Consider the following 18,833-nt stretch of genomic DNA (forward strand, 5'->3'; position numbering starts at 1 on the left):
CCGGCAGAATGCTGCCGATGAAGGTCCCGGAGGCGCTCGGCGCCCGCCTGTCCCGGTTCGGCCGTGCGCGAGGCGGCGGATCCACCGGTGTGACCGCGCCCGTCCGGAGCGACCGGCGCAGCCGGAGCCTCGCCAAGAGGCTGCGCCCGGGCGACATCGCCGTCATCGACCACGTCGACCTCGACCGCTCCAGTGCCGAGGCCCTGCTGGAGCGCGAGGTCGCCGCCGTACTCAACACCGCGGTCAGTATCAGCGGCCGCTATCCCAACCTCGGCCCGCAGCTCATCGTCGAGGCCGGCGTCCCCCTCGTCGACGACGTGGACCCGGAGGTCTTCGCCCGCGTGCACGAGGGCGAGCGGCTGACCCTGGACGGGGGCGCCCTCCTGCGGGGCGAGAGCGTGCTGGCCACCGGCACGCCGCAGACGCCCGAGAGCGTCGCGGCCGCGATGGACGCCGCCCGTACCGGGATCTCGGCCCAGCTTGAGGCGTTCGCGGCCAACACCGCCGAATACCTGCGGCACGAACACGACCTGCTCTTCGACGGCGTCGGCATCCCCGCCGTCCGCACGCCGATGGAGGGCCGCCACGTCCTCGTCGCCGTCCGCAGCCGTCGCCACCGCGAGGACCTCGTCGCGCTGCGCCCCTACATCCGCGAGTTCCGGCCGGTGCTGATCGGCGTCGACGGCGGCGCCGACGCGCTGGTCGAGGCCGGATTCCGGCCCGCCGTCGTCGTCGGGGACTTCGACGGCGTCGGCGACCGGGCGCTGAGCGGCGGCGCCGAGCTCGTCGTCCACGCCGACCGCGACGGGCGCGCCCCCGGACTCAAACGGGTGCGCGAGCTCGGCCGGGACGCTGCCGCGTTCCGGGGCGCCGGCAGCGGCGAGGACGCCGCGATCCTGCTCGCCGACGCGGCCGGGGCTTCGGTCATCGTGGTCGCGGGCGCCCGGTCCGCCTTGGAGGAGTTTTTGGACCGGGGCCGTGTCGGCATGGCCGGCGCCTTCCTGACCCGGCTGCGTGTGGGCGGCAAACTCGTCGACGCCGAAGCCGCCGCCCGCCTCCACCGCAGGCGGCTCTCCCCGTGGTCGCTGCTCGCGCTGGCCGGCGCCGCCCTGGTGGTCGTCGTGCTGGCCGCCCTCAGCTCACCCGCCGGGGCCGAGTACGCCGCCCTTCTGACGAAGCGGTGGGATCTGCTCGCTGATTTCGCCTACCGGCTCACGGGGCTGTTCACGTGATCGACTTCCGCTTCCACCTGGTGTCCGTCATCGCCGTCTTCCTCGCGTTGGCGGTCGGCATCGCCTTGGGCGGCGCCCTGCTGCACCGGGCCCTGCCGAGCTCGCAGGCCGGCGCCGCCGAACAGAGCAGGCCCGGCACCGAGCGCCTGCGCGCCGAGAAGGACGCCGCCGTCCGCTTGGGCGCCGGCGGCGACGCGCTCGCCGACGCCTACGCCGACCGGATCCTGAGCGATCGCCTCGACGGGGTCGCCGTCGCCGTGGTGGAGGCCCCCGGCGCCGACCGGCGGATGCGTGAAGGGCTCGCCGCGCGCATCCGGCAGGCCGGCGGGACCGTCGCCGCGCGACTGCGGCTCACCGACACCTACCTCGACCCCGGTGAGGACGCGTTCGTGCGCGAGCTGGCCGACCAGCTCGCCACCGGCACCGGACTGCCCCGGGGCAGTGCCCATGACCGGGCCGGAGCCCTGCTGGGCCGGGCCCTGCTACGGCCCGCCGGAGAAGGACCCGGCGGGGAAGACGCGGACGGCGACGCCGGATTCGACGCCGCGGCCGCCCTTGCGGGCTTCGCGGAAGCGGGCATGCTCGGCCTCGACGGTGAGCCCGCCGACGCGGCCGGCGCCGCCGACGCCGTGGTGGTGCTCGCACCGGCCGAGCCGTTCGGAACCGGAACCGAAGCCGGAACCGGAACCGAAGCCGGCGGCGGCACCCCGCCCTCCGGGGGAGCGGAACCCGCCCCGGCGCGGATCATGCTGGATACGGCGGGTGCGCTGCACGCGGTCGCCGATGCGACCGTGCTGGTCGGCGGACCGTCCTCCGCCCGGCCCGGCGGCCTCGTCCACCGGGCCCGCGCCGCCGGAGGCGGCTACAGCACCGTCGACGCCGCCGGCGGGGACGCCGGCGACATCGCCGCAGCCCTTGCGGTGGCCCATGCGGCCGAGGGCGGCAGCGGGGCCTACGGCGTCGCCGAAGGCGCCGACGCGTTCCTGCCCGCGCCGTCGTCCGACGCCTCGGCGGGCGCCGACGCCGCCGACTCCGCCGACGAGGAGCAGCGGGAGCCGTAGTACGCCGCCAGGGCCGCGCCCCGCGGACCGGCCGCCTGGACGGCCCCGGCATTCCAGGTGGCCGGTGCGGGACCCGGGGAGCGGGGCGCGCCGGACCCTGGGCGGTTCCGGGGAGCGGGCGGCGGGTGGGACACGTATCGCAGGGGCGGGAGGTTACGGAGAAGTCTCGGTGGTGGCAGTATGGAGGGTGACCGGGAACCTTCGCGCCTGCCCGCGCGTTGGGCCTTTCGGTACTGAGCGAGGGGAGTATCCCTGACGCGGCGGTGTCGTCATCACGGTGCGCCCAGACGCACCCGGTGCCGTCGGCCCGGCCGGGCCCGCTTCCAGGGCGTCCGGCACGGGCGGGAAAGACCTCCGGAGGCGCGTGTGTCCGCAGCGCCCTGTGGTGCGGGCACGGCAACCGGAGGAGTGATCTGTGGATATACCCCTGTGGATTTGGCTCACCACGATCGGCGCGATGGTGGCCGTCCTGGCCGTCGACCTCGCCATCGTCGACCACCCGTGGAGCAAGAAGTCCGGTCCCCGCGAATTCGGGATGAAGCAGGCCGCCTGGTGGGCCGTCTTCTACATCGGTATCGCCGTCGCGTTCGGCCTGGGCGTGTGGTATTTCGGCGGGACCGCCGTCGCGGGAGAGTACTTCGCCGGGTTCCTCACCGAGAAGAGCCTCAGCGTCGACAACCTCTTCGTGTTCTACCTGATCATGACCGCGTTCGCGGTTCCGAAGCGCTACCAGCACGAGGTGCTGCTGGTGGGGATCGTGATCGCGCTGGTGATGCGCGGTGCCTTCATCGCCGTCGGCGCGCAGATGATCAACGCGTTCAGCGAGGTGTTCTACGCTTTCGGCGCGCTGCTGATCTACACCGCCGTCAAGATCGTGCGCGACCACATCAAGGGCACCGACGACGAGAAGGACTTCAGCGACAGCTTCGCCGTCCGGACGGTGCGCAGGTTCTGGCCGGTCACCGAGGAATACCACGGTGCGCGGCTGACGGTCGTGCAGCACGGGCGCCGCTACGTCACCCCCATGCTCATGGTGATCGTGGCCATCGGCGTGACCGACCTGATGTTCGCCGTCGACAGCATCCCGGCCATCTTCGGCCTCACCCAGGACCCCTACCTCGTGTTCACCGCCAACGCGTTCGCACTGCTGGGGCTGCGCCAGCTCTACTTCCTGCTGGCGGGACTGATGGACCGGCTCGCTTACATCAGCTGGGGCCTGGCCGCCGTCATGGTGTTCATCGGCGTGAAGATGGTCCTGCACGCCCTGCACGAGAACCACGTCCCGGTTCCCGAGATCGGCATCGGACTCTCGCTCGGTGTGATCATCGGGGTGATGACCGTCACGGTCGTCGCGAGCCTGCTGCGGTTCCGCGGCGGCGGCCGCGCGGACGAGTCCTCCGGGGGGTCCGGCGAATCGGGGGAATCGGGGGAACTCGCGTCGGACGCTCCTGCGGAGTGACCACCGGTCGAACGGATGTTCGTTTATAGTGGTTGCCCTCGGCCGTTCGCGGCCGGGGGCGGCGGTGGCGGATACGGAAGTTTCCCCGGCGCCGGATCGTTACCGTTACGGGTCCGGATCCAGGTGCGCCCGAGGTGCGGCCGCATTCCTCGCCGGCAGGCGGCGCGCCCCCGCCGGACCGGACCCCTCCGCGCGCCGCCGCACGCGCGACCTCGATGCCGAAGGGTGAGAAACACATGGCCGACGAGCTGGTGGTCCGGGGGGCCCGGGAGCACAACCTCAAAGACGTGAAGGTCGACCTCCCGCGCGACTCCATGATCGTGTTCACCGGGCTGTCCGGGTCGGGCAAGTCCTCGCTGGCCTTCGACACCATCTTCGCCGAGGGCCAGCGCCGCTACGTGGAGTCGCTGTCGGCCTACGCCCGCCAGTTCCTCGGCCAGATGGACAAGCCCGACGTCGACTTCCTCGAAGGGCTCTCGCCGGCGGTCTCCATCGACCAGAAGTCCACCAGCCGCAACCCCCGCTCCACCGTGGGCACCATCACCGAGGTCTACGACTACCTGCGGCTGCTGTGGGCGCGCATCGGCGTCCCGCACTGCCCCCGCTGCCGCCGGGAGATCGCCCGGCAGACCCCTCAGCAGATCGTCGACCGGGTGCTGGAACTGCCCGAGGGCACCCGGTTCCAGGTGCTGGCGCCGGTCGTGCGCGGGCGCAAGGGCGAGTACGTCGAACTGTTCAAGGACCTGCAGACCAAGGGCTTCACCCGCGCCATGGTCGACGGCGCGATGGTGCGCCTGGACGAGGCGCCCACGCTGAAGAAGTACGAGAAGCACGACATCTCGGTGGTCGTCGACCGGCTCACCGTGAAGGAATCGGCGAAGAAGCGGCTGACGGACTCGGTGGAGACCGCGCTGCCGCTGGCCGGCGGCACCATCGTGCTCGACTTCGTCGACGAGGCCGAGGGCACGTCCGAGCGCGAGAAGGTGTTCTCCGAGCACCTGTACTGCCCCTACGACGACCTCTCCTTCGAGGAGTTGGAGCCGCGCTCGTTCTCGTTCAACTCGCCCTACGGCGCCTGCCCCGACTGCGCGGGCCTGGGCACCCGCATGGAGGTCGACCCCGAGCTGCTGGTGCCCGACCCCGCCAAGACCCTCAACGAGGGCGCCATCGCCGTCTGGGCCAACGGCCACGCCATGGAGTACTTCGGGCGGCTGGTCAAGGCGGTGGGCGACGCCCTCGGCTTCGACATGGACACTCCGTGGGAGCGGCTGCCCAAGTCCGCGCGCACGGCGCTGCTCAACGGCCACGACACCCAGGTGCACGTGCGCTACCGCAACCGCTTCGGCCGAACCCGCTCCTACTACACCTCGTTCGAAGGCGTCATCCCGTGGGTGAAGCGCCGCCACACCGAGAGCGAGAGCGACACCGGGCGCGAGCGCTTCGAAGGCTACATGCGCAGCGTGCCCTGCCCCGCCTGCGAGGGCCGCCGCCTCAAGCCCGTCGTGCTCGCCGTGACCGTGGGCGGCTCCTCCATCGCCGACGTCAGCGCGCTCTCGCTGAGCGAGTGCGCCGGCTTCCTGCGCGATCTCCAGCTCACCGACCGCGAGCAGGTCATCGCCGCCCAGGTGCTCAAGGAGATCAACGCGCGGATGGGCTTCCTGCTGGACGTGGGCCTGCACTACCTGAGCCTGGAGCGGCCCGCCGGGTCGCTGTCGGGCGGCGAGGCCCAGCGCATCCGGCTGGCCACCCAGATCGGCTCCGGGCTGGTCGGCGTGCTCTACGTGCTCGACGAGCCCTCCATCGGCCTGCACCAGCGCGACAACTTCCGGCTGCTGGAGACGTTGCGGCGGCTGCGCGACATCGGCAACACCCTCATCGTGGTCGAGCACGACGAAGACACGATCCGCTCGGCCGACTGGGTCGTCGACATCGGCCCCGGCGCCGGCGAGCACGGCGGCGAGGTGGTCGTCTCGGGTACCGTCGACGATCTGCTGAGCAGTTCGTCCTCCGTCACCGGCGACTACCTCACCGGCACGCGCCGTATCGAACTTCCCGCGACGCGCCGCCCCCGGGTCAAGGGACGCGAGCTGGTGGTCAAGGGCGCCCGTGAGAACAACCTGCACGACATCGACGTCTCCTTCCCGCTGGGCGTGTTCACCGCGGTCACCGGCGTCTCGGGATCGGGCAAGTCCACCCTGGTCAACGAGATCCTGTACAAGGCTCTGGCCAAGGAGCTGCACGGCGCGCGGGCGGTGCCCGGCCGCCACACCCGCGTCAACGGCCTCAACCAGGTCGACAAGATCGTGCACGTCGACCAGAGCCCCATCGGGCGCACCCCGCGGTCCAATCCCGCCACCTACACCGGGGTCTTCGACCACATCCGCAAGCTGTTCGCCCAGACCGCCGAGGCCAAGATGCGCGGCTACCAGCAGGGCAGGTTCTCCTTCAACATCAAGGGCGGCCGCTGCGAAGCCTGCGCCGGAGAGGGCACGATCCGCATCGAGATGCAGTTCCTGCCCGACGTGTACGTGCCCTGCGAGGTCTGCCACGGCGCCCGCTACAACCGCGAGACGCTGGACGTCCACTACAAGGGCAAGTCCATCGCCGAGGTGCTGAACATGCCCATCGAGGAGGCCCTGGACTTCTTCGAACCCATCACGGCGATCCGGCGGCACATGCAGACCCTCAACGAGGTCGGACTGGGATACGTGCGCCTGGGCCAGCCCGCGACGACGCTGTCGGGGGGCGAGGCCCAGCGCGTGAAGCTGGCCAGCGAGCTGCAGCGGCGCTCCACCGGCCGCACGGTCTACGTGCTCGACGAACCCACCACCGGGCTGCACTTCGAGGACATCCGCAAGCTGCTGGGGGTGCTCGACCGGCTGGCCGAAGGCGGCAACACGGTCGTCGTCATCGAGCACAACCTCGACGTCGTCAAGACCGCCGACTACATCATCGACATGGGGCCCGAGGGCGGTGCGCACGGCGGCGACGTCGTCACCGCCGGAACGCCGGAGGAGGTCGCCCGAGATACGGACTCCTATACCGGGCGTTTCCTCGCGAAGCTCGTATAGTCCTCCCAGCGCCGAGCGTCGGCGTACCCGTTGCCGAGGAGTTGCCCATGAGTGCCGACACCCCCGTCGAGCGCCCGGCCGGATTCGGGCGGCGGGTCGCCGCCCGGCTGATCGATCTCGTCGTGCTCGGCGGCATCGCGATGCTGTTCTCGGCACTGGTGTTCAACGCCCTGCCCGGTACCGAGGACCCGCTGCGCCTGGCGACGCTGCCCGCGCTGGTGCTCTCGGTCGGGCTGTTCGCGATCTACCTCGCCTACGAGACCGTGTTCACGGCCCTCTACGGCGCCACCCCCGGCAAGCTCTACCTCGGGTTGCGGGTGGTGCCCGCCGATCCGCCGGCCGGCGCCGCCCGGGCCGGAGCCGCTGCGGTGCTCAAGCGCTCGGTGGTCCTCTACGTCTCGGTGCTGCTGAACTTCGTGCCGATCGCGAGCTTCCTGGCGCTGATGGTGTCCGTCTACGCGGTGATCTCCGCGTTCTTCGACCGGCCGCGTCGCCGCGGACTGCACGACAAGGCGGGCGGGACCGCCGTCGTCAGCGGCACGGGACCCGACCGGGGCGGGGCTTCCGGCCGGTAGGGTCGGGGCGTCCCGTCGGCGTCGGCCGACGCGAGGAGGTATGGAACCCGATGAGTCTCCCCCCGCCCTGGGAGGGCGACGCCGCCGGGTCCGGGCAAGCGCGGCAGCCGCCGCCGTACCGGCCCGACGGGCCGCCGTCCCCGTACGGAGAGCCGGGCGCGGCAGGCCCGCCGCCCTCTCCGCCCTACCGGCCTTCGGCCGCTCCGTCGCCGGGCCCCTCGGACCCGTCCGGTGCGTCGGGCTCCGGCCCCGGGGCACGCCGGCCGGCCCGATGGTGGGAGCGCGCCGCCGCTCGCGCGATCGACGGGCTGGCGGTCGGCGTTCCCGTGACCCTCGTCGCCCTGCTGATCTCCCTGGTGTGGGCGGGGGCGCAGTGGCTGGGCGAGAGCAGCGACGCGGTCGGGCGCAACGCCTCCATCGTCTACGGGATCGCGTTCTTCGCCCTGTTCGTGGCCTACGAGACCGTGTGCGTGCAGCGGTGGCGCCGCACCCTGGGCAAGCACCTGCTGAAGCTGGAGGTCGCGCCCGTGAGCGCGGCCGGGTGCCCGGGACCGATCCCGGTGGCGGCGATGGCCGCCCGGGCCGCGCTGTTCAACCTGGCCGGCCTGGCTTCGGCGAGTCCGGGCTGGGCGGTGCTGCTATGGATGCTGCTGCTGGTGCCGTGCGTGCTGTTGCCGCTGTGGGACCGGCCCTACCGCCAGGGACTGCACGACAAGCTCGGCGGCACCGTCGTGGTGCACACCGGCTGAGTCCGCCTGCGGCACCCGGGGCGGGGACGGAGCACCCGCCCCTGCGTACTACAGTTCGTAGTAATGAAGACCGTAGCGGAGAGGAGCGGTGCCATGTGCGGGGGGCTCGACTGCGCCTGCCGGATCAGCCGGCGCCGGCTGATCGGCGCCGCGGGGGCCGCGGGGGCCGCCGCGCTGGGGGCGGCCGCCTGCGGATCGCCGGACGAGGGCCCGGAACCCCACGACGCGCTGCGGGGAACCGTGGTGGCCCAGACCTCCGACATCCCGGTGGGCGGCGGGAGTGTGGTGACCGACGGCAAACTCGTGGTCACCCAGCCCGAGGAGGGCGACTTCAAGGCCTTCAGCGCCGTATGCACCCACGCCGGCTGCACCGTCCAGGAGGTCGAGACCACCGTCAACTGCCTGTGCCACGGCAGCGAGTTCGACATCGCCACCGGCGAGGTGCGCAGCGGGCCCGCGAACCGCCCGCTGGAGGAGCTGTCCGTCACCGTCGACGGCACCGACATCGTGCTCGACGACGACCCCGCGACGGGCGGTGCGGCGGGAGCCTAGCCCTTCCCGGCCGCCGCAGCGGCCGACGGGCACCCGGCCACCGTGGCGCCGGATACCCCGGCCCCTCAGCCGTCGCCGGAGTCGCCGTCGCGGGACCCGCCTTCGCCGCCGGTCGCCAGAGAGCCGTCGGGTCCGGGGGAGCCGGCGCGCTCCGCGTAAGCGCCCCGCCGTACCGCCGACCCGGGGAGAACCGTCGCACAGGGGTCCTGGCTGCCGGCCGGACCGCCGGTGGCCAGGAACTCGGTGCGGCGCCGCGGCAGCGCCTGGGGCATCTGCTCGTTGATGTAGGTGATCAAGTGCTCCCGCAGGTCGCAGCAGAGGTCCCAGCGGGCGTCGGAGTCGGCGGTGGTGACCACCGCCCGCAGCTCGACGATGCCGTCGTCGCGGATGTCGGTGGCCTGCAGCGACCAGCGGCGGCCGTCCCACAGGGGGTGGTGGGCGACGTAGGCGCCGACTTCCTCGCGGATCCCGCCGATGGGTGCCTCCCAGTCGACCTGGAACAGCACCCAGCCGGTGATGGAGGCGCCGTGCTTGGTCCAGTTCTCGAAGGGCGTGGTGGCGAAGTAGGAGACCGGTACGATCAGGCGGCGCTCGTCCCACATACGGACGGTGACCATGGTGAGGCTGAGCTCCTCGACGCGTCCCCAATCGCTCTGGAAGACGATGACGTCGTTGATGCGCAGGGCGTTGCTGAACGCCAGTTGGAGGCCGGCGAAGATGTTTCCGAGGGTGGACTGCGCCGCTATGCCCGCCACGACCGACAGCAGGCCGGCCGAAGCCAGCAGCCCGGCGCCCAGCCCTTGGACCGCGGGGAAGGTGAACAGGATCGCGGCCGTGGCGATGACGCCGATGATGCTGGCGGCGATGCGCCGCAGCAGCCGGACTTGGGTCTGCAGACGCCGCGAGTGGTGGTCGTCGTCGTCGCTGTTGGAGGAGAGCCGGTCCAGCACCGTGTCGGTCACGGCATAGGCCACGCCCAGCGCGAACCACGTCATGGTCGCGATCATCAGGATCGTCATGAAGTGGTCGACCACCGGGAACAGCGCGCGGTCGGCCATGTCCTGCCGGGCGGGCAGGGCGACGTTGATAGCGATGACCGAGGCGGCCGCGTAGGCCGAGAACCGGCAGTGCCGCACCAGCGGCCGGGCGATCGGCGAGACTTTCGTGAGCTGGTGGGTGAGCAGCCAGTGCGCCACCATGACGATGAGCGCCGCGACCAGGACGGCCGCGCCGATCCCGAGCCACTGCATGAAGCTCACGGGAGCAGCCCCCTCGATTCAGAAAGCACGGTCAGTACCAGCCCAACGTAGGGTATACGGATACCGAATCGTGACGTTTGCCGAGTGATTCAACCCATGGGCGCATGATGTCGGAATCCGGCCACAGCCTAGGCGCCGCGCCTCGGGATCGGCACAGGGCGGGGCGTATACGGGATTTCGGTCGCTGCGCGGCGGTCGCGGACCGCCGGTCGAGTGGCCGAGCACCCGCCCGGCCGACCACAATGGAGGTATGCCAGCCCAACCCCATCTGCGGCCCCGTCCCGGCTCGATCCCCACCTCTCCGGGGGTCTACCGGTTCCGCGACTCCCATGGGCGGGTCATCTACGTTGGCAAGGCGAAGAACCTGCGCGCGCGGCTGTCCTCCTACTTCCAGGACTTCGCGGCGCTGCACCCGCGCACCCAGACCATGGTCTCCACCGCCGCCGACGTCGACTGGACCGTCGTGGGAACCGAGGTCGAGGCCCTCCAGCTGGAGTACTCCTGGATCAAGGAGTACGACCCCCGGTTCAACGTCAAGTACCGCGACGACAAGAGCTACCCCTACCTCGCGGTCACCATGAACGAGGAGGTCCCCCGCGTCCAGGTGATGCGCGGCGCCAAGCGCAAGGGCGTGCGCTACTTCGGCCCGTACGGCCACGCCTGGGCGATCCGCGAGACCGTCGACCTCCTGCTGCGCGTATTCCCGGTGCGCACGTGCTCGGCCGGCGTCTACCGCAGCGCCCGCAACGCCGGCCGGCCCTGCCTGCTGGGCTACATCGACAAGTGCTCGGCGCCGTGCGTGGGCCGCATCGACGCCGACGAGCACCGCAGACTCGCCGAGGACTTCTGCTCCTTCATGGCCGGCGACACCGGCCGGTTCATCCGCACGCTGGAGCAGCGCATGCGCGACGCGGCCGCCGATCAGGAGTACGAGCGGGCCGCGCGCATGCGCGACGACATCCAGGCGCTGCGCACCGCCTTGGAGAAGCAGTCGGTCGTGCTGGGCGAGGCCACCGACTGCGACGTCATCGCCCTGTCCGAGGACCAGTTGGAGGCCGCCGCCCAGGTTTTCTACGTGCGCGGCGGGCGCATCCGCGGCCAGCGGGGCTGGGTCGTCGACAAGGTCGAGGACGTCGGGACCGGCGAGCTCGTCGAGCGGTTCCTGGCCCAGGCCTACGGCGGCGACGGCGGCGGACCGGGAACCGAACCCGCCGATGACGGGGGTGCGACCGGGTCGGCCGTCCCCCGCGAGGTACTGGTCTCGGCCGAGCCGGCCGACCGCGACGCCGTGGTCGCCTGGCTCAGCGAGCGCCGCGGTTCCTCCGTCGACCTGCGGGTGCCCCAGCGCGGCGACAAGAAGACGCTGATGGAGACCGTCGCCAAGAACGCCGACCAGGCGCTGGCCCGGCACAAGACCCAGCGCGCCGGCGACCTCACCACGCGCAGCCGGGCGCTGAGCGAGATCCAGGAGGCCCTGGGGCTGGATGAGGCTCCGCTGCGCATCGAGTGCTTCGACGTCTCCACCCTCATGGGCGAGAACGTGGTGGCGTCGATGGTGGTGTTCGAGGACGGTCTGGCACGCAAGCCGGAGTACCGCCGCTTCAGCATCCGCGGTTCGGGGCGCGCCCAGGGCGCCGAACACGACGACGTCGCCTCGATGTACGAGGTCGTCAAGCGCCGGTTCTCCCGCTACCTGGAGGAGAGCCGCCGCACCGGCGAGCTCGACCGGATGGGCGCCGAGACGGGGGAGGACGCCGCGTCCGCCGGGGAGCCGGAGCCCGGCGCCGGAGGCGGGAGCGGATCCGCCGCCCCCGAGGCCCAGGGGTCCGCCAAGTTCGCCTACCCTCCTAACCTGGTAGTGGTCGACGGCGGCCGGCCCCAGGTGCAGGCCGCACGGCGCGCCTTGGACGAGCTCGGTATCGACGACATCGCGGTGTGCGGACTGGCGAAGCGGCTGGAAGAGGTGTGGCTGCCCGACGACGAGGACCCGGTCATCCTGCCCCGGGCGGGCGAAGGGCTCTACATGCTCCAGCGCGTCCGCGACGAAGCGCACCGCTTCGCCATCACCTACCACCGCCAGAAGCGCGCCAAGGCGCTCACCGGAAGCGCCCTGGACGACGTTCCCGGCCTGGGACCCGCGCGGCGCAACGCGCTGCTCACGCACTTCGGGTCGGTCAAGAAGCTGGCGGCGGCGACGGAGGAGGAGATCGCCCAGGTGCCCGGAATCGGCACGACCACCGCCGGCGTGATCCACGCACGGCTCTCCGGCCAGGACCGGGAGGGAAACCATGACAGGGGCGGCGCCCGCGCCGGGGAACGCGGCACGGCAGACGGAAGTGATCAGCACCATGGGTGACGACCAGCCCAACGGCAGCCTCAGCGGGGAGCTCCCGCCCGAGATCGTGGTCGTCACCGGCATGTCCGGCGCCGGCCGCAGCACCGCCGCGCGCGCACTGGAGGACCTGGACTGGTTCGTCGTCGACAACCTGCCTCCGGGACTGCTGCCGACGATGATCGACCTCGCGGGCCGCACCCAGGGCGCGGTCCCCCGCGTGGCGGCGGTGGTCGACGTGCGCAGCATGGCTTTCACCGAGGACCTGCTCTCCACGGTCGAGGAGCTGCGGCGGCGCGGGATCACCGTGCGCGTGGTCTTCCTCGAGGCCGGCGACGACACCCTGGTCCGCCGCTTCGAGAGCGTGCGCCGGCCGCACCCGCTGCAGGGCGACGGCCGGCTCACCGACGGAATCGCCCGCGAGCGCGAGACGCTGCACGCCATCCGGGGGGCGGCCGACCTCGTCATCGACACGTCGCAGCTCAACGTCCACCAGCTCAAAGCCAAGGTCATCGGCTTCTTCGGCGAGGCCGAGGAGGAGCGTCCGCGCGCCAACGTGGTGTCGTTCGGCTACAAGCACGGGCTGCCCGTCGACGCCGACATGGTGCTGGACTGCCGCTTCCTGCCCAACCCGCACTGGATTCCGGAGCTGCGGGCGATGAACGGCCGCGACGCCCCGGTCCGCGAGTACGTGCTGGCCCAGACCGGGGCCAAGGAGCTGGTCGACTCCTACGCCGAGGTGCTGCGGCTGGTGATCGACGGCTACCAGCGCGAGGGCAAGCACTACATGACCCTGGCCGTGGGCTGCACCGGAGGCAAGCACCGCAGCGTGGCCATGGCGGAGCGGTTCGGCGAGCGCCTGCGCGAGCAGGGGCTGGAGGTCCACGTCGTGCACCGCGACCTCGGCCAGGAGTGACGGGCCGCTGAAGGGCCGCGCCCCGGCGATCGGCGCACCGGCGGGGGCGGCGGTACGGTCGGTGACCGCGGAGCACGATCGCGCCCGAGCCGCGCCCCAGCATCGGCTCGATCCCCGCCGGCGCCGCCGGGGGCGGGGCGGAAGCGTCGGCGGCTGCCCCCTGGAGACCGGGACACGAGGTACGCAGAGGCACATGGCAGACAACATCCCCGCCGGCGGCGGGAGGGCGGTAAGCGGTGCGGTCCCGGGGACCGCGGCCGACGAGGCCGAGCGCGCGAGCCCTCCGCGGGTCGTGGCGCTGGGCGGCGGGCACGGACTGCACGCGTCGCTGTCGGCGCTGCGCCGGGTCACCACCGACGTGACGGCCGTCGTGACGGTCGCCGACGACGGCGGTTCCAGCGGCCGGTTGCGCAGGGAGCTGGGGGTGCTGCCGCCCGGTGACCTGCGCATGGCGCTGGCGGCGCTGTGCGGCGACGACGAATGGGGCCATACCTGGAGCGAGGTCGTCCAGCACCGGTTCCGCTCGGAGGGGGAGCTGCACGGGCACGCGGTGGGCAACCTGCTCATCGTGGCGCTGTGGGAGCTGCTCGGCGACTCCGTGGCCGGGCTGGACTGGGTGGGCCAGCTGCTGGGCGCCCACGGTCGGGTGCTGCCGATGTCCTCGGTGCCGCTGGACATCGTCGCCGAGGTCGAAGGCGCCGACCCCGCGCGCCCGTACGAGATCAGCACGGTGCGCGGGCAGGTCGCCTGCGCCGGTACCCGCGGCCGGGTGCGGTCGATCTCGCTGGTGCCCGAGGCGCCCCCGGCGTCCCAGCAGGCGGTCAAGGCGGTGCGCGAGGCCGACTGGGTCGTGTTCGGGCCGGGGTCGTGGTTCACCAGTGTGCTCCCGCACCTGCTGGTGCCCGAGCTCGCCGAGGCTCTGGTCGACACCCCGGCGCGCCGGATGGTCGCGTTGAACCTCTCCCCGCAGAAGGGCGAGACCGACGGCTTCCGCCCCGAGACCTACCTGGAGGTGCTGGCCGCGCACGCGCCCCGGCTGGGCATCGACGCGGTGCTGGCCGACAGCGGGGTCGTCGGCGATACCACGCGGGTCGGCGAGGTCGCCAAGGAGATGGGCGGCAGGCTGGTCGTGCGCGACGTCGCCTCCGGTGACGGGTCGCCGCGCCACGATCCCGATCTGCTCGCCGCCGCGTTCGACGAAGTGGTTTCGGCGCCGCGCTGACGGGGTGCGGGCGTCCGTCCCCGGCTCGGGGGTTGGCGCGCCGCGGCAGCGGGCATCCAGCCGACATGGGCACGCAGCACGCAAGCACCCCGAGCGCCGGCGGCATCCGCCTGGCCCGCGTGCGCGACACCCTCGGGCAGGAGCCGCCGTCCGGGCGGGTGTTCCTGGTCGACCGGCTGTGGCCGCGCGGCGTGCGCAAGACGTCGGTGCACTACGACGCCTGGTTGCAGGACGCCGCGCCCAGTACCGAACTGCGTCGTTGGCTGCACGCCGACCCCGACCGCTGGGAGGGGTTCGTCGAGCGGTACCGGGCCGAGCTCGCCGACCGCCCCGAGGCGTTGCGCCCCATCCGCGAGGCCCTCGCCGAGGGGCCGGTGACACTGCTCTACGGGGCGCGCGACACCGAGCGCAACCACGCGCTCGTGCTGCGCGACGTCCTGCTGGATGCGGAGGGGGCCGACGCGGCCGCCGACTCCGACCGGGCGGGGGAGTAGCGGCGCCGACCGGTCCGGTGGCGGTGCGTACGTCCGGTGCGGGCCGGGCGTTCGTCGGGGCCGGTGCCGAGGCGGCATTCGGTAGAGATCCGCACGGATCGGAAATCCCGACGCGCCGTTTCGAGCAGGGAGTTTGGACACGCGGGCGATGGCGTGGCCTTTGCTCGCACGTTAAGTAGGCTCGTGAGCGGAGTGCACGGTCGGCGGGCCGCGCCAGGCATGTGGAGTTCGAGTAGCGAGGGGACGGCGTCCATGGCGATGACCGGCGTGGTGAAGGACGAGTTGAGCCGGCTGACCGTTCTCAAGCCGTGTTGCCGCAAGGCCGAAGTCTCCACGATCCTGCGCTTCACCGGAGGACTGCACCTGGTCGGCGGCCGCATCGTGATAGAGGCCGAGCTCGACACCGGCGCTGCGGCGCGCCGGCTGCGCAAGGACATCTCCGAGGTCTTCGGCCACGAGTCCGAGGTGGTCGTGCTGTCGCCCAGCGGCCTGCGCAAGGGCAACCGCTACGTCGTGCGGGTCATCAAGGACGGCGAGAGCCTGGCCCGCCAGACCGGTCTGCTCGACAACAACGGCCGCCCGGTGCGCGGCCTGCCCCGCCACGTGGTCGCCGGGGGCTCCTGCGACGCCGAGTCGGCCTGGCGCGGAGCCTTCATCGCCCACGGGTCGCTGACCGAGCCGGGCCGTTCGATGTCGCTGGAGGTCACCTGCCCCGGCCCCGAAGCCGCGCTCGCCTTGGTGGGTGCCGCGCGGCGGCTGAAGGTGCAGGGCAAGGCCCGCGAGGTCCGCGGCGTCGACCGGGTGGTGGTGCGCGACGGCGACTCGATCGGGGCCCTGCTGACCATGCTCGGCGCCCACGAGAGCGTGCTGGCCTGGGAGGAGCGCCGGATGCGCCGCGAGGTGCGTGCGACGGCCAACCGGCTGGCCAACTTCGACGACGCCAACCTGCGCCGCAGCGCCCGGGCCGCGGTGGCCGCGGGCGCCCGGGTCGAGCGGGCGCTGGAGATCCTCGGCCAGGAAGCCCCCGACCACCTGGTGGAGGCGGGCCGGCTGCGCCTGGCGCACAAGCAGGCGTCGCTGGAGGAACTGGGCCAGCTGTCGTCGCCGCCGCTGACCAAGGACGCGATCGCCGGGCGGATCCGCCGCCTGCTGGCCATGGCCGACAAGCGCGCCGTGGACCAGGGCATCTCCGGCACGGACGCGAACCTGACCGCGGACATGCTGGTGCCCTGACCCGCCGTGCGGGCCGTGCCCGCTGTGCCGGTGCCCGGGACCGGGATTCCGGGAGTGCGGTGCGGTCGGCGGTTCCGCGCCTGTCGCCCGGAACCGGTGGAGAGTGTGCGGTTTTGTGAGCGTCGGACCGTACCGGGAAACTTCGGAAAATGGTCTAGACCTTAGCTGGCGGCGGTGCGAGCATGGTCCGGGCGCCGAGGCCCCGCGGCCCTCCCGCACCGGGCCCGCACCGGGCCACCGGTGGGGTGGAGCGATAGGCTCGGAAACGACATCCCGGCGCCCGACTTCCGCGGTCCGGCCCTGTCGGCCGACCGTGATGGCAGTACCTTCCGATACGTGAGGAGCTTGGTTACCGTGACCATCCGTGTAGGCGTGAACGGTTTCGGCCGGATCGGCCGCAACTTCTGGCGCGCGGCCCGCGCCGCCGGCAGCGAGGTCGAGATCGTCGCGGTCAACGACCTCACCGACAACGCCACGCTCGCCCACCTGCTCAAGTACGACAGCGTGCTGGGCAAGCTGGACGACGACGTCGAGGTCGGCAGCGACGGCATCCGGGTCGGCAACACCACCATCAAGACGCTCGCTGAGCGCGACCCGGCTCAGCTTCCCTGGGGCGACCTGGGCGTGGACGTCGTCATCGAGTCCACCGGCATCTTCACCAAGGCCGAGGACGCCAAGAAGCACATCCAGGCCGGCGCCAAGAAGGTCATCGTCTCGGCTCCCGCCAAGGGCGAGGACCTCACGCTGGTGATGGGCGTCAACGACGACACCTACGACCCCGCCCGGCACCACGTCATCTCCAACGCCTCCTGCACCACCAACTGCGTGGCGCCGATGGCCAAGACCCTGCTGGACAACTTCGGCATCACCAAGGGTCTGATGACCACGACCCACGCGTACACCAACGACCAGGTCATCCTGGACCTGCCGCACAAGGACCTGCGGCGCGCCCGCGCCGCGGCGCAGAACATCATCCCCACCACCACGGGGGCGGCCAAGGCCACCTCCCTGGTGCTGCCGGAGCTCGAAGGCAAGCTCGACGGCATCGCGATGCGGGTCCCCGTGCCCGACGGCTCGGTCACCGACCTGGTGGTCGAGCTGGAGCGCGAGGCCAGCGCCGACGAGGTCAACGCCGCGTTCAAGGCCGCCTCCGAAGGCGAGCTCAAGCAGGTGCTGACCTACACCGAGGACCCGATCGTGTCCTCCGACATCGTCGGCGACCCCTCCTCCTGCACCTTCGACTCCAGCATGACCATGGCCTTCGGCAAGACGGTCAAGATCATCGGCTGGTACGACAACGAGTGGGGCTACTCCAACCGCCTGGTGGACGCCGCCAAGCTGGTCGGCTCGCGCCTGTAGACCGCACGCCCCCGGGCGCGCCGACGCACGCACGGCGCCCCGGCCGCCGGGCCGGGGCGCCGTGCGCCGCTGCGGCACGTCCGCATCCCGCGGAAGGAGAGCATCATGCGCACGATCGAGGACCTCGACGTCTCCGGTAAGCGCGTGTTCGTCCGGGCGGATCTCAACGTGCCCCTCGACGGCGACCGCATCACCGACGACGGCCGGATCCGCGCGAGCGTTCCCACCATCAGCGCCCTGCGCGAGCGCGGCGCCCGCGTGGTCGTGGCCGCGCACCTGGGCCGCCCCAAGGGCGCCCCCGACCCCGCCTACTCCCTGCGCCCGGTCGCCGCGCGCCTGGGCGAGCTGCTGGGCACGGAGGTCGCCTGCGCCGAAGACACCGCGGGCGCGTCCGCCCGCGCCACCACCGACGCGCTGGCCGACGGCGAGGTCGCCGTCATCGAGAACCTGCGCTTCGAGCCGGGCGAGACCAGCAAGGACGACGCCGAGCGCGGCGAGTTCGCCGACCGGCTGGCCCGGCTGGCCGACCTGTACGTCGGCGACGGCTTCGGCGCCGTGCACCGCAAGCACGCCAGCGTCTACGACCTGCCCGACCGGCTGCCGCACGCCGTGGGCGGCCTGGTGCTGGCCGAGGTCGAGGTGCTGCGCACCCTCACCGGCGAGCCGGCCCGCCCCTACGTGGTCGCGCTGGGCGGCTCCAAGGTCTCCGACAAGCTCGGCGTCATCGACAACCTGCTGGGCACCGCCGACCGCCTGATCATCGGCGGCGGCATGGCCTACACCTTCCTCAAGGCCCGGGGCTACGAGGTCGGCTCCAGCCTGCTGGAGCAGGACCAGGTCAAGACCGTCCGCGGATACCTGGACCGCGCGGAGAAGGAAGGCGTGGAGATCGTACTGCCGGTCGACGTCGTGGCAGCCGAATCGTTCTCGGCCGACGCCCCGCACGGCCCGGCCGACGCCGACGCCATCCCCGCCGACCGCATGGGCCTGGACATCGGCCCCAAGAGCCGCGAGCTGTTCACCGCGAAGCTGGCCGACGCGGGCACGGTGTTCTGGAACGGCCCGATGGGCGTCTTCGAGATGGAGCCCTACTCCCACGGAACCCGCGCGCTCGCCGCGGCCCTGCTGGACTCCGGCGCCTTCACCGTGGTGGGCGGCGGCGACTCCGCGGCGGCGGTGCGCGCGCTCGGCTTCGAGGAATCGGCGTTCGGGCACATCTCCACCGGCGGCGGTGCCAGCCTGGAGTACCTGGAGGGCGCGAACCTGCCGGGTCTCGACGCCCTCGACGACTGACCCCGCGCCGGCGGCCCACCCGGGCC

15 protein-coding genes are annotated in these 18,833 nt (G+C 72.3%); 14 read left to right on the forward strand and 1 reads right to left on the reverse strand.

The window, feature by feature from the left end; translation table 11 throughout:
* Positions 1 to 17 precede the first annotated feature (17 nt).
* The 7 genes from steA to HNR25_RS21675 all read left to right on the forward strand — a co-directional run bounded on the left by steA (position 18) and on the right by HNR25_RS21675 (position 8,699).
* Positions 18 to 1,232 (forward strand): putative cytokinetic ring protein SteA, encoded by a 1,215-nt coding sequence (gene steA / locus HNR25_RS21645; protein WP_184638168.1) that lies wholly within the window; start codon positions 18 to 20, stop codon positions 1,230 to 1,232.
* Positions 1,229 to 2,293 (forward strand): copper transporter, encoded by a 1,065-nt coding sequence (locus HNR25_RS21650; RefSeq protein ID WP_184638170.1) that lies wholly within the window; start codon positions 1,229 to 1,231, stop codon positions 2,291 to 2,293. The genes steA and HNR25_RS21650 overlap by 4 nt, the downstream gene beginning before the upstream one ends.
* Before the next feature lie 415 nt (positions 2,294 to 2,708).
* Complete coding sequence (locus tag HNR25_RS21655; protein WP_184638172.1) at positions 2,709 to 3,752, forward strand: TerC family protein; 1,044 nt, start codon at positions 2,709 to 2,711, stop codon at positions 3,750 to 3,752.
* A 236-nt stretch (positions 3,753 to 3,988) separates the two neighbouring features.
* A complete protein-coding gene (gene uvrA / locus HNR25_RS21660) occupies positions 3,989 to 6,823 on the forward strand; it encodes an excinuclease ABC subunit UvrA (RefSeq protein WP_184638174.1) in 2,835 nt (944 codons plus the stop codon).
* Between the two features lie 47 nt (positions 6,824 to 6,870).
* Positions 6,871 to 7,398 (forward strand): RDD family protein, encoded by a 528-nt coding sequence (locus tag HNR25_RS21665; RefSeq protein WP_184638176.1) that lies wholly within the window; start codon positions 6,871 to 6,873, stop codon positions 7,396 to 7,398.
* A gap of 50 nt (positions 7,399 to 7,448) precedes the next feature.
* The gene (locus HNR25_RS21670) at positions 7,449 to 8,147 is read left to right on the forward strand and encodes an RDD family protein (protein ID WP_184638178.1); all 699 of its coding nucleotides are present in this window, start codon (positions 7,449 to 7,451) and stop codon (positions 8,145 to 8,147) included.
* A 123-nt stretch (positions 8,148 to 8,270) separates the two neighbouring features.
* Positions 8,271 to 8,699 carry a Rieske (2Fe-2S) protein gene (locus tag HNR25_RS21675; protein ID WP_184639672.1) on the forward strand — a complete coding sequence of 143 codons (429 nt, stop codon included), beginning with the start codon at positions 8,271 to 8,273 and terminating at the stop codon, positions 8,697 to 8,699.
* 65 nt (positions 8,700 to 8,764) lie between these two features.
* Here the strand turns inward: HNR25_RS21675 and HNR25_RS21680 are convergent, their stop codons facing one another.
* Positions 8,765 to 9,958: a mechanosensitive ion channel family protein gene (locus HNR25_RS21680; RefSeq protein WP_184638180.1), complete on the reverse strand. Its 1,194-nt coding sequence runs from the start codon at positions 9,956 to 9,958 to the stop codon at positions 8,765 to 8,767.
* A 250-nt stretch (positions 9,959 to 10,208) separates the two neighbouring features.
* Between HNR25_RS21680 and uvrC the strand changes: the two genes are divergently transcribed.
* From uvrC to HNR25_RS21715, 7 genes are all read left to right on the forward strand, one after another.
* Complete coding sequence (gene uvrC, locus HNR25_RS21685; protein ID WP_184638182.1) at positions 10,209 to 12,314, forward strand: excinuclease ABC subunit UvrC; 2,106 nt, start codon at positions 10,209 to 10,211, stop codon at positions 12,312 to 12,314.
* On the forward strand, positions 12,307 to 13,206 hold the full coding sequence (rapZ, locus tag HNR25_RS21690) for an RNase adapter RapZ (protein ID WP_184638184.1): 900 nt from the start codon (positions 12,307 to 12,309) through the stop codon (positions 13,204 to 13,206). The genes uvrC and rapZ overlap by 8 nt, the downstream gene beginning before the upstream one ends.
* A gap of 193 nt (positions 13,207 to 13,399) precedes the next feature.
* Positions 13,400 to 14,428, forward strand: coding sequence for a gluconeogenesis factor YvcK family protein (locus HNR25_RS21695; protein WP_184638186.1), 1,029 nt, complete (start codon positions 13,400 to 13,402; stop codon positions 14,426 to 14,428).
* A 65-nt stretch (positions 14,429 to 14,493) separates the two neighbouring features.
* Positions 14,494 to 14,922, forward strand: coding sequence for a DUF488 domain-containing protein (locus tag HNR25_RS21700; RefSeq protein ID WP_184638188.1), 429 nt, complete (start codon positions 14,494 to 14,496; stop codon positions 14,920 to 14,922).
* Positions 14,923 to 15,174: 252 nt separating this feature from the next.
* Positions 15,175 to 16,155 (forward strand): DNA-binding protein WhiA, encoded by a 981-nt coding sequence (gene whiA / locus HNR25_RS21705; RefSeq protein WP_184638190.1) that lies wholly within the window; start codon positions 15,175 to 15,177, stop codon positions 16,153 to 16,155.
* 354 nt (positions 16,156 to 16,509) lie between these two features.
* The gene (gene gap, locus HNR25_RS21710; protein WP_184638192.1) at positions 16,510 to 17,514 is read left to right on the forward strand and encodes a type I glyceraldehyde-3-phosphate dehydrogenase; all 1,005 of its coding nucleotides are present in this window, start codon (positions 16,510 to 16,512) and stop codon (positions 17,512 to 17,514) included.
* Between the two features lie 105 nt (positions 17,515 to 17,619).
* The gene (locus HNR25_RS21715) at positions 17,620 to 18,807 is read left to right on the forward strand and encodes a phosphoglycerate kinase (protein ID WP_184638194.1); all 1,188 of its coding nucleotides are present in this window, start codon (positions 17,620 to 17,622) and stop codon (positions 18,805 to 18,807) included.
* Positions 18,808 to 18,833: the final 26 nt, after the last annotated feature.

The organism is Streptomonospora salina, from assembly GCF_014204715.1.
GTDB classification, from domain to species: domain Bacteria; phylum Actinomycetota; class Actinomycetes; order Streptosporangiales; family Streptosporangiaceae; genus Streptomonospora; species Streptomonospora salina.

What these genes read in the sequence shown, in the direction of transcription:
- steA (WP_184638168.1), top strand. Translation starts at nt 18, where the DNA reads ATGAAGGTCCCGGAGGCGCTCGGCGCCCGCCTGTCCCGGTTCGGCCGT.
- uvrA (WP_184638174.1), top strand. Translation starts at nt 3,989, where the DNA reads ATGGCCGACGAGCTGGTGGTCCGGGGGGCCCGGGAGCACAACCTCAAA.
- HNR25_RS21665 (WP_184638176.1), top strand. Translation starts at nt 6,871, where the DNA reads ATGAGTGCCGACACCCCCGTCGAGCGCCCGGCCGGATTCGGGCGGCGG.
- HNR25_RS21670 (WP_184638178.1), top strand. Translation starts at nt 7,449, where the DNA reads ATGAGTCTCCCCCCGCCCTGGGAGGGCGACGCCGCCGGGTCCGGGCAA.
- uvrC (WP_184638182.1), top strand. Translation starts at nt 10,209, where the DNA reads ATGCCAGCCCAACCCCATCTGCGGCCCCGTCCCGGCTCGATCCCCACC.
- rapZ (WP_184638184.1), top strand. Translation starts at nt 12,307, where the DNA reads ATGGGTGACGACCAGCCCAACGGCAGCCTCAGCGGGGAGCTCCCGCCC.
- HNR25_RS21695 (WP_184638186.1), top strand. Translation starts at nt 13,400, where the DNA reads ATGGCAGACAACATCCCCGCCGGCGGCGGGAGGGCGGTAAGCGGTGCG.
- HNR25_RS21700 (WP_184638188.1), top strand. Translation starts at nt 14,494, where the DNA reads ATGGGCACGCAGCACGCAAGCACCCCGAGCGCCGGCGGCATCCGCCTG.
- whiA (WP_184638190.1), top strand. Translation starts at nt 15,175, where the DNA reads ATGGCGATGACCGGCGTGGTGAAGGACGAGTTGAGCCGGCTGACCGTT.
- HNR25_RS21715 (WP_184638194.1), top strand. Translation starts at nt 17,620, where the DNA reads ATGCGCACGATCGAGGACCTCGACGTCTCCGGTAAGCGCGTGTTCGTC.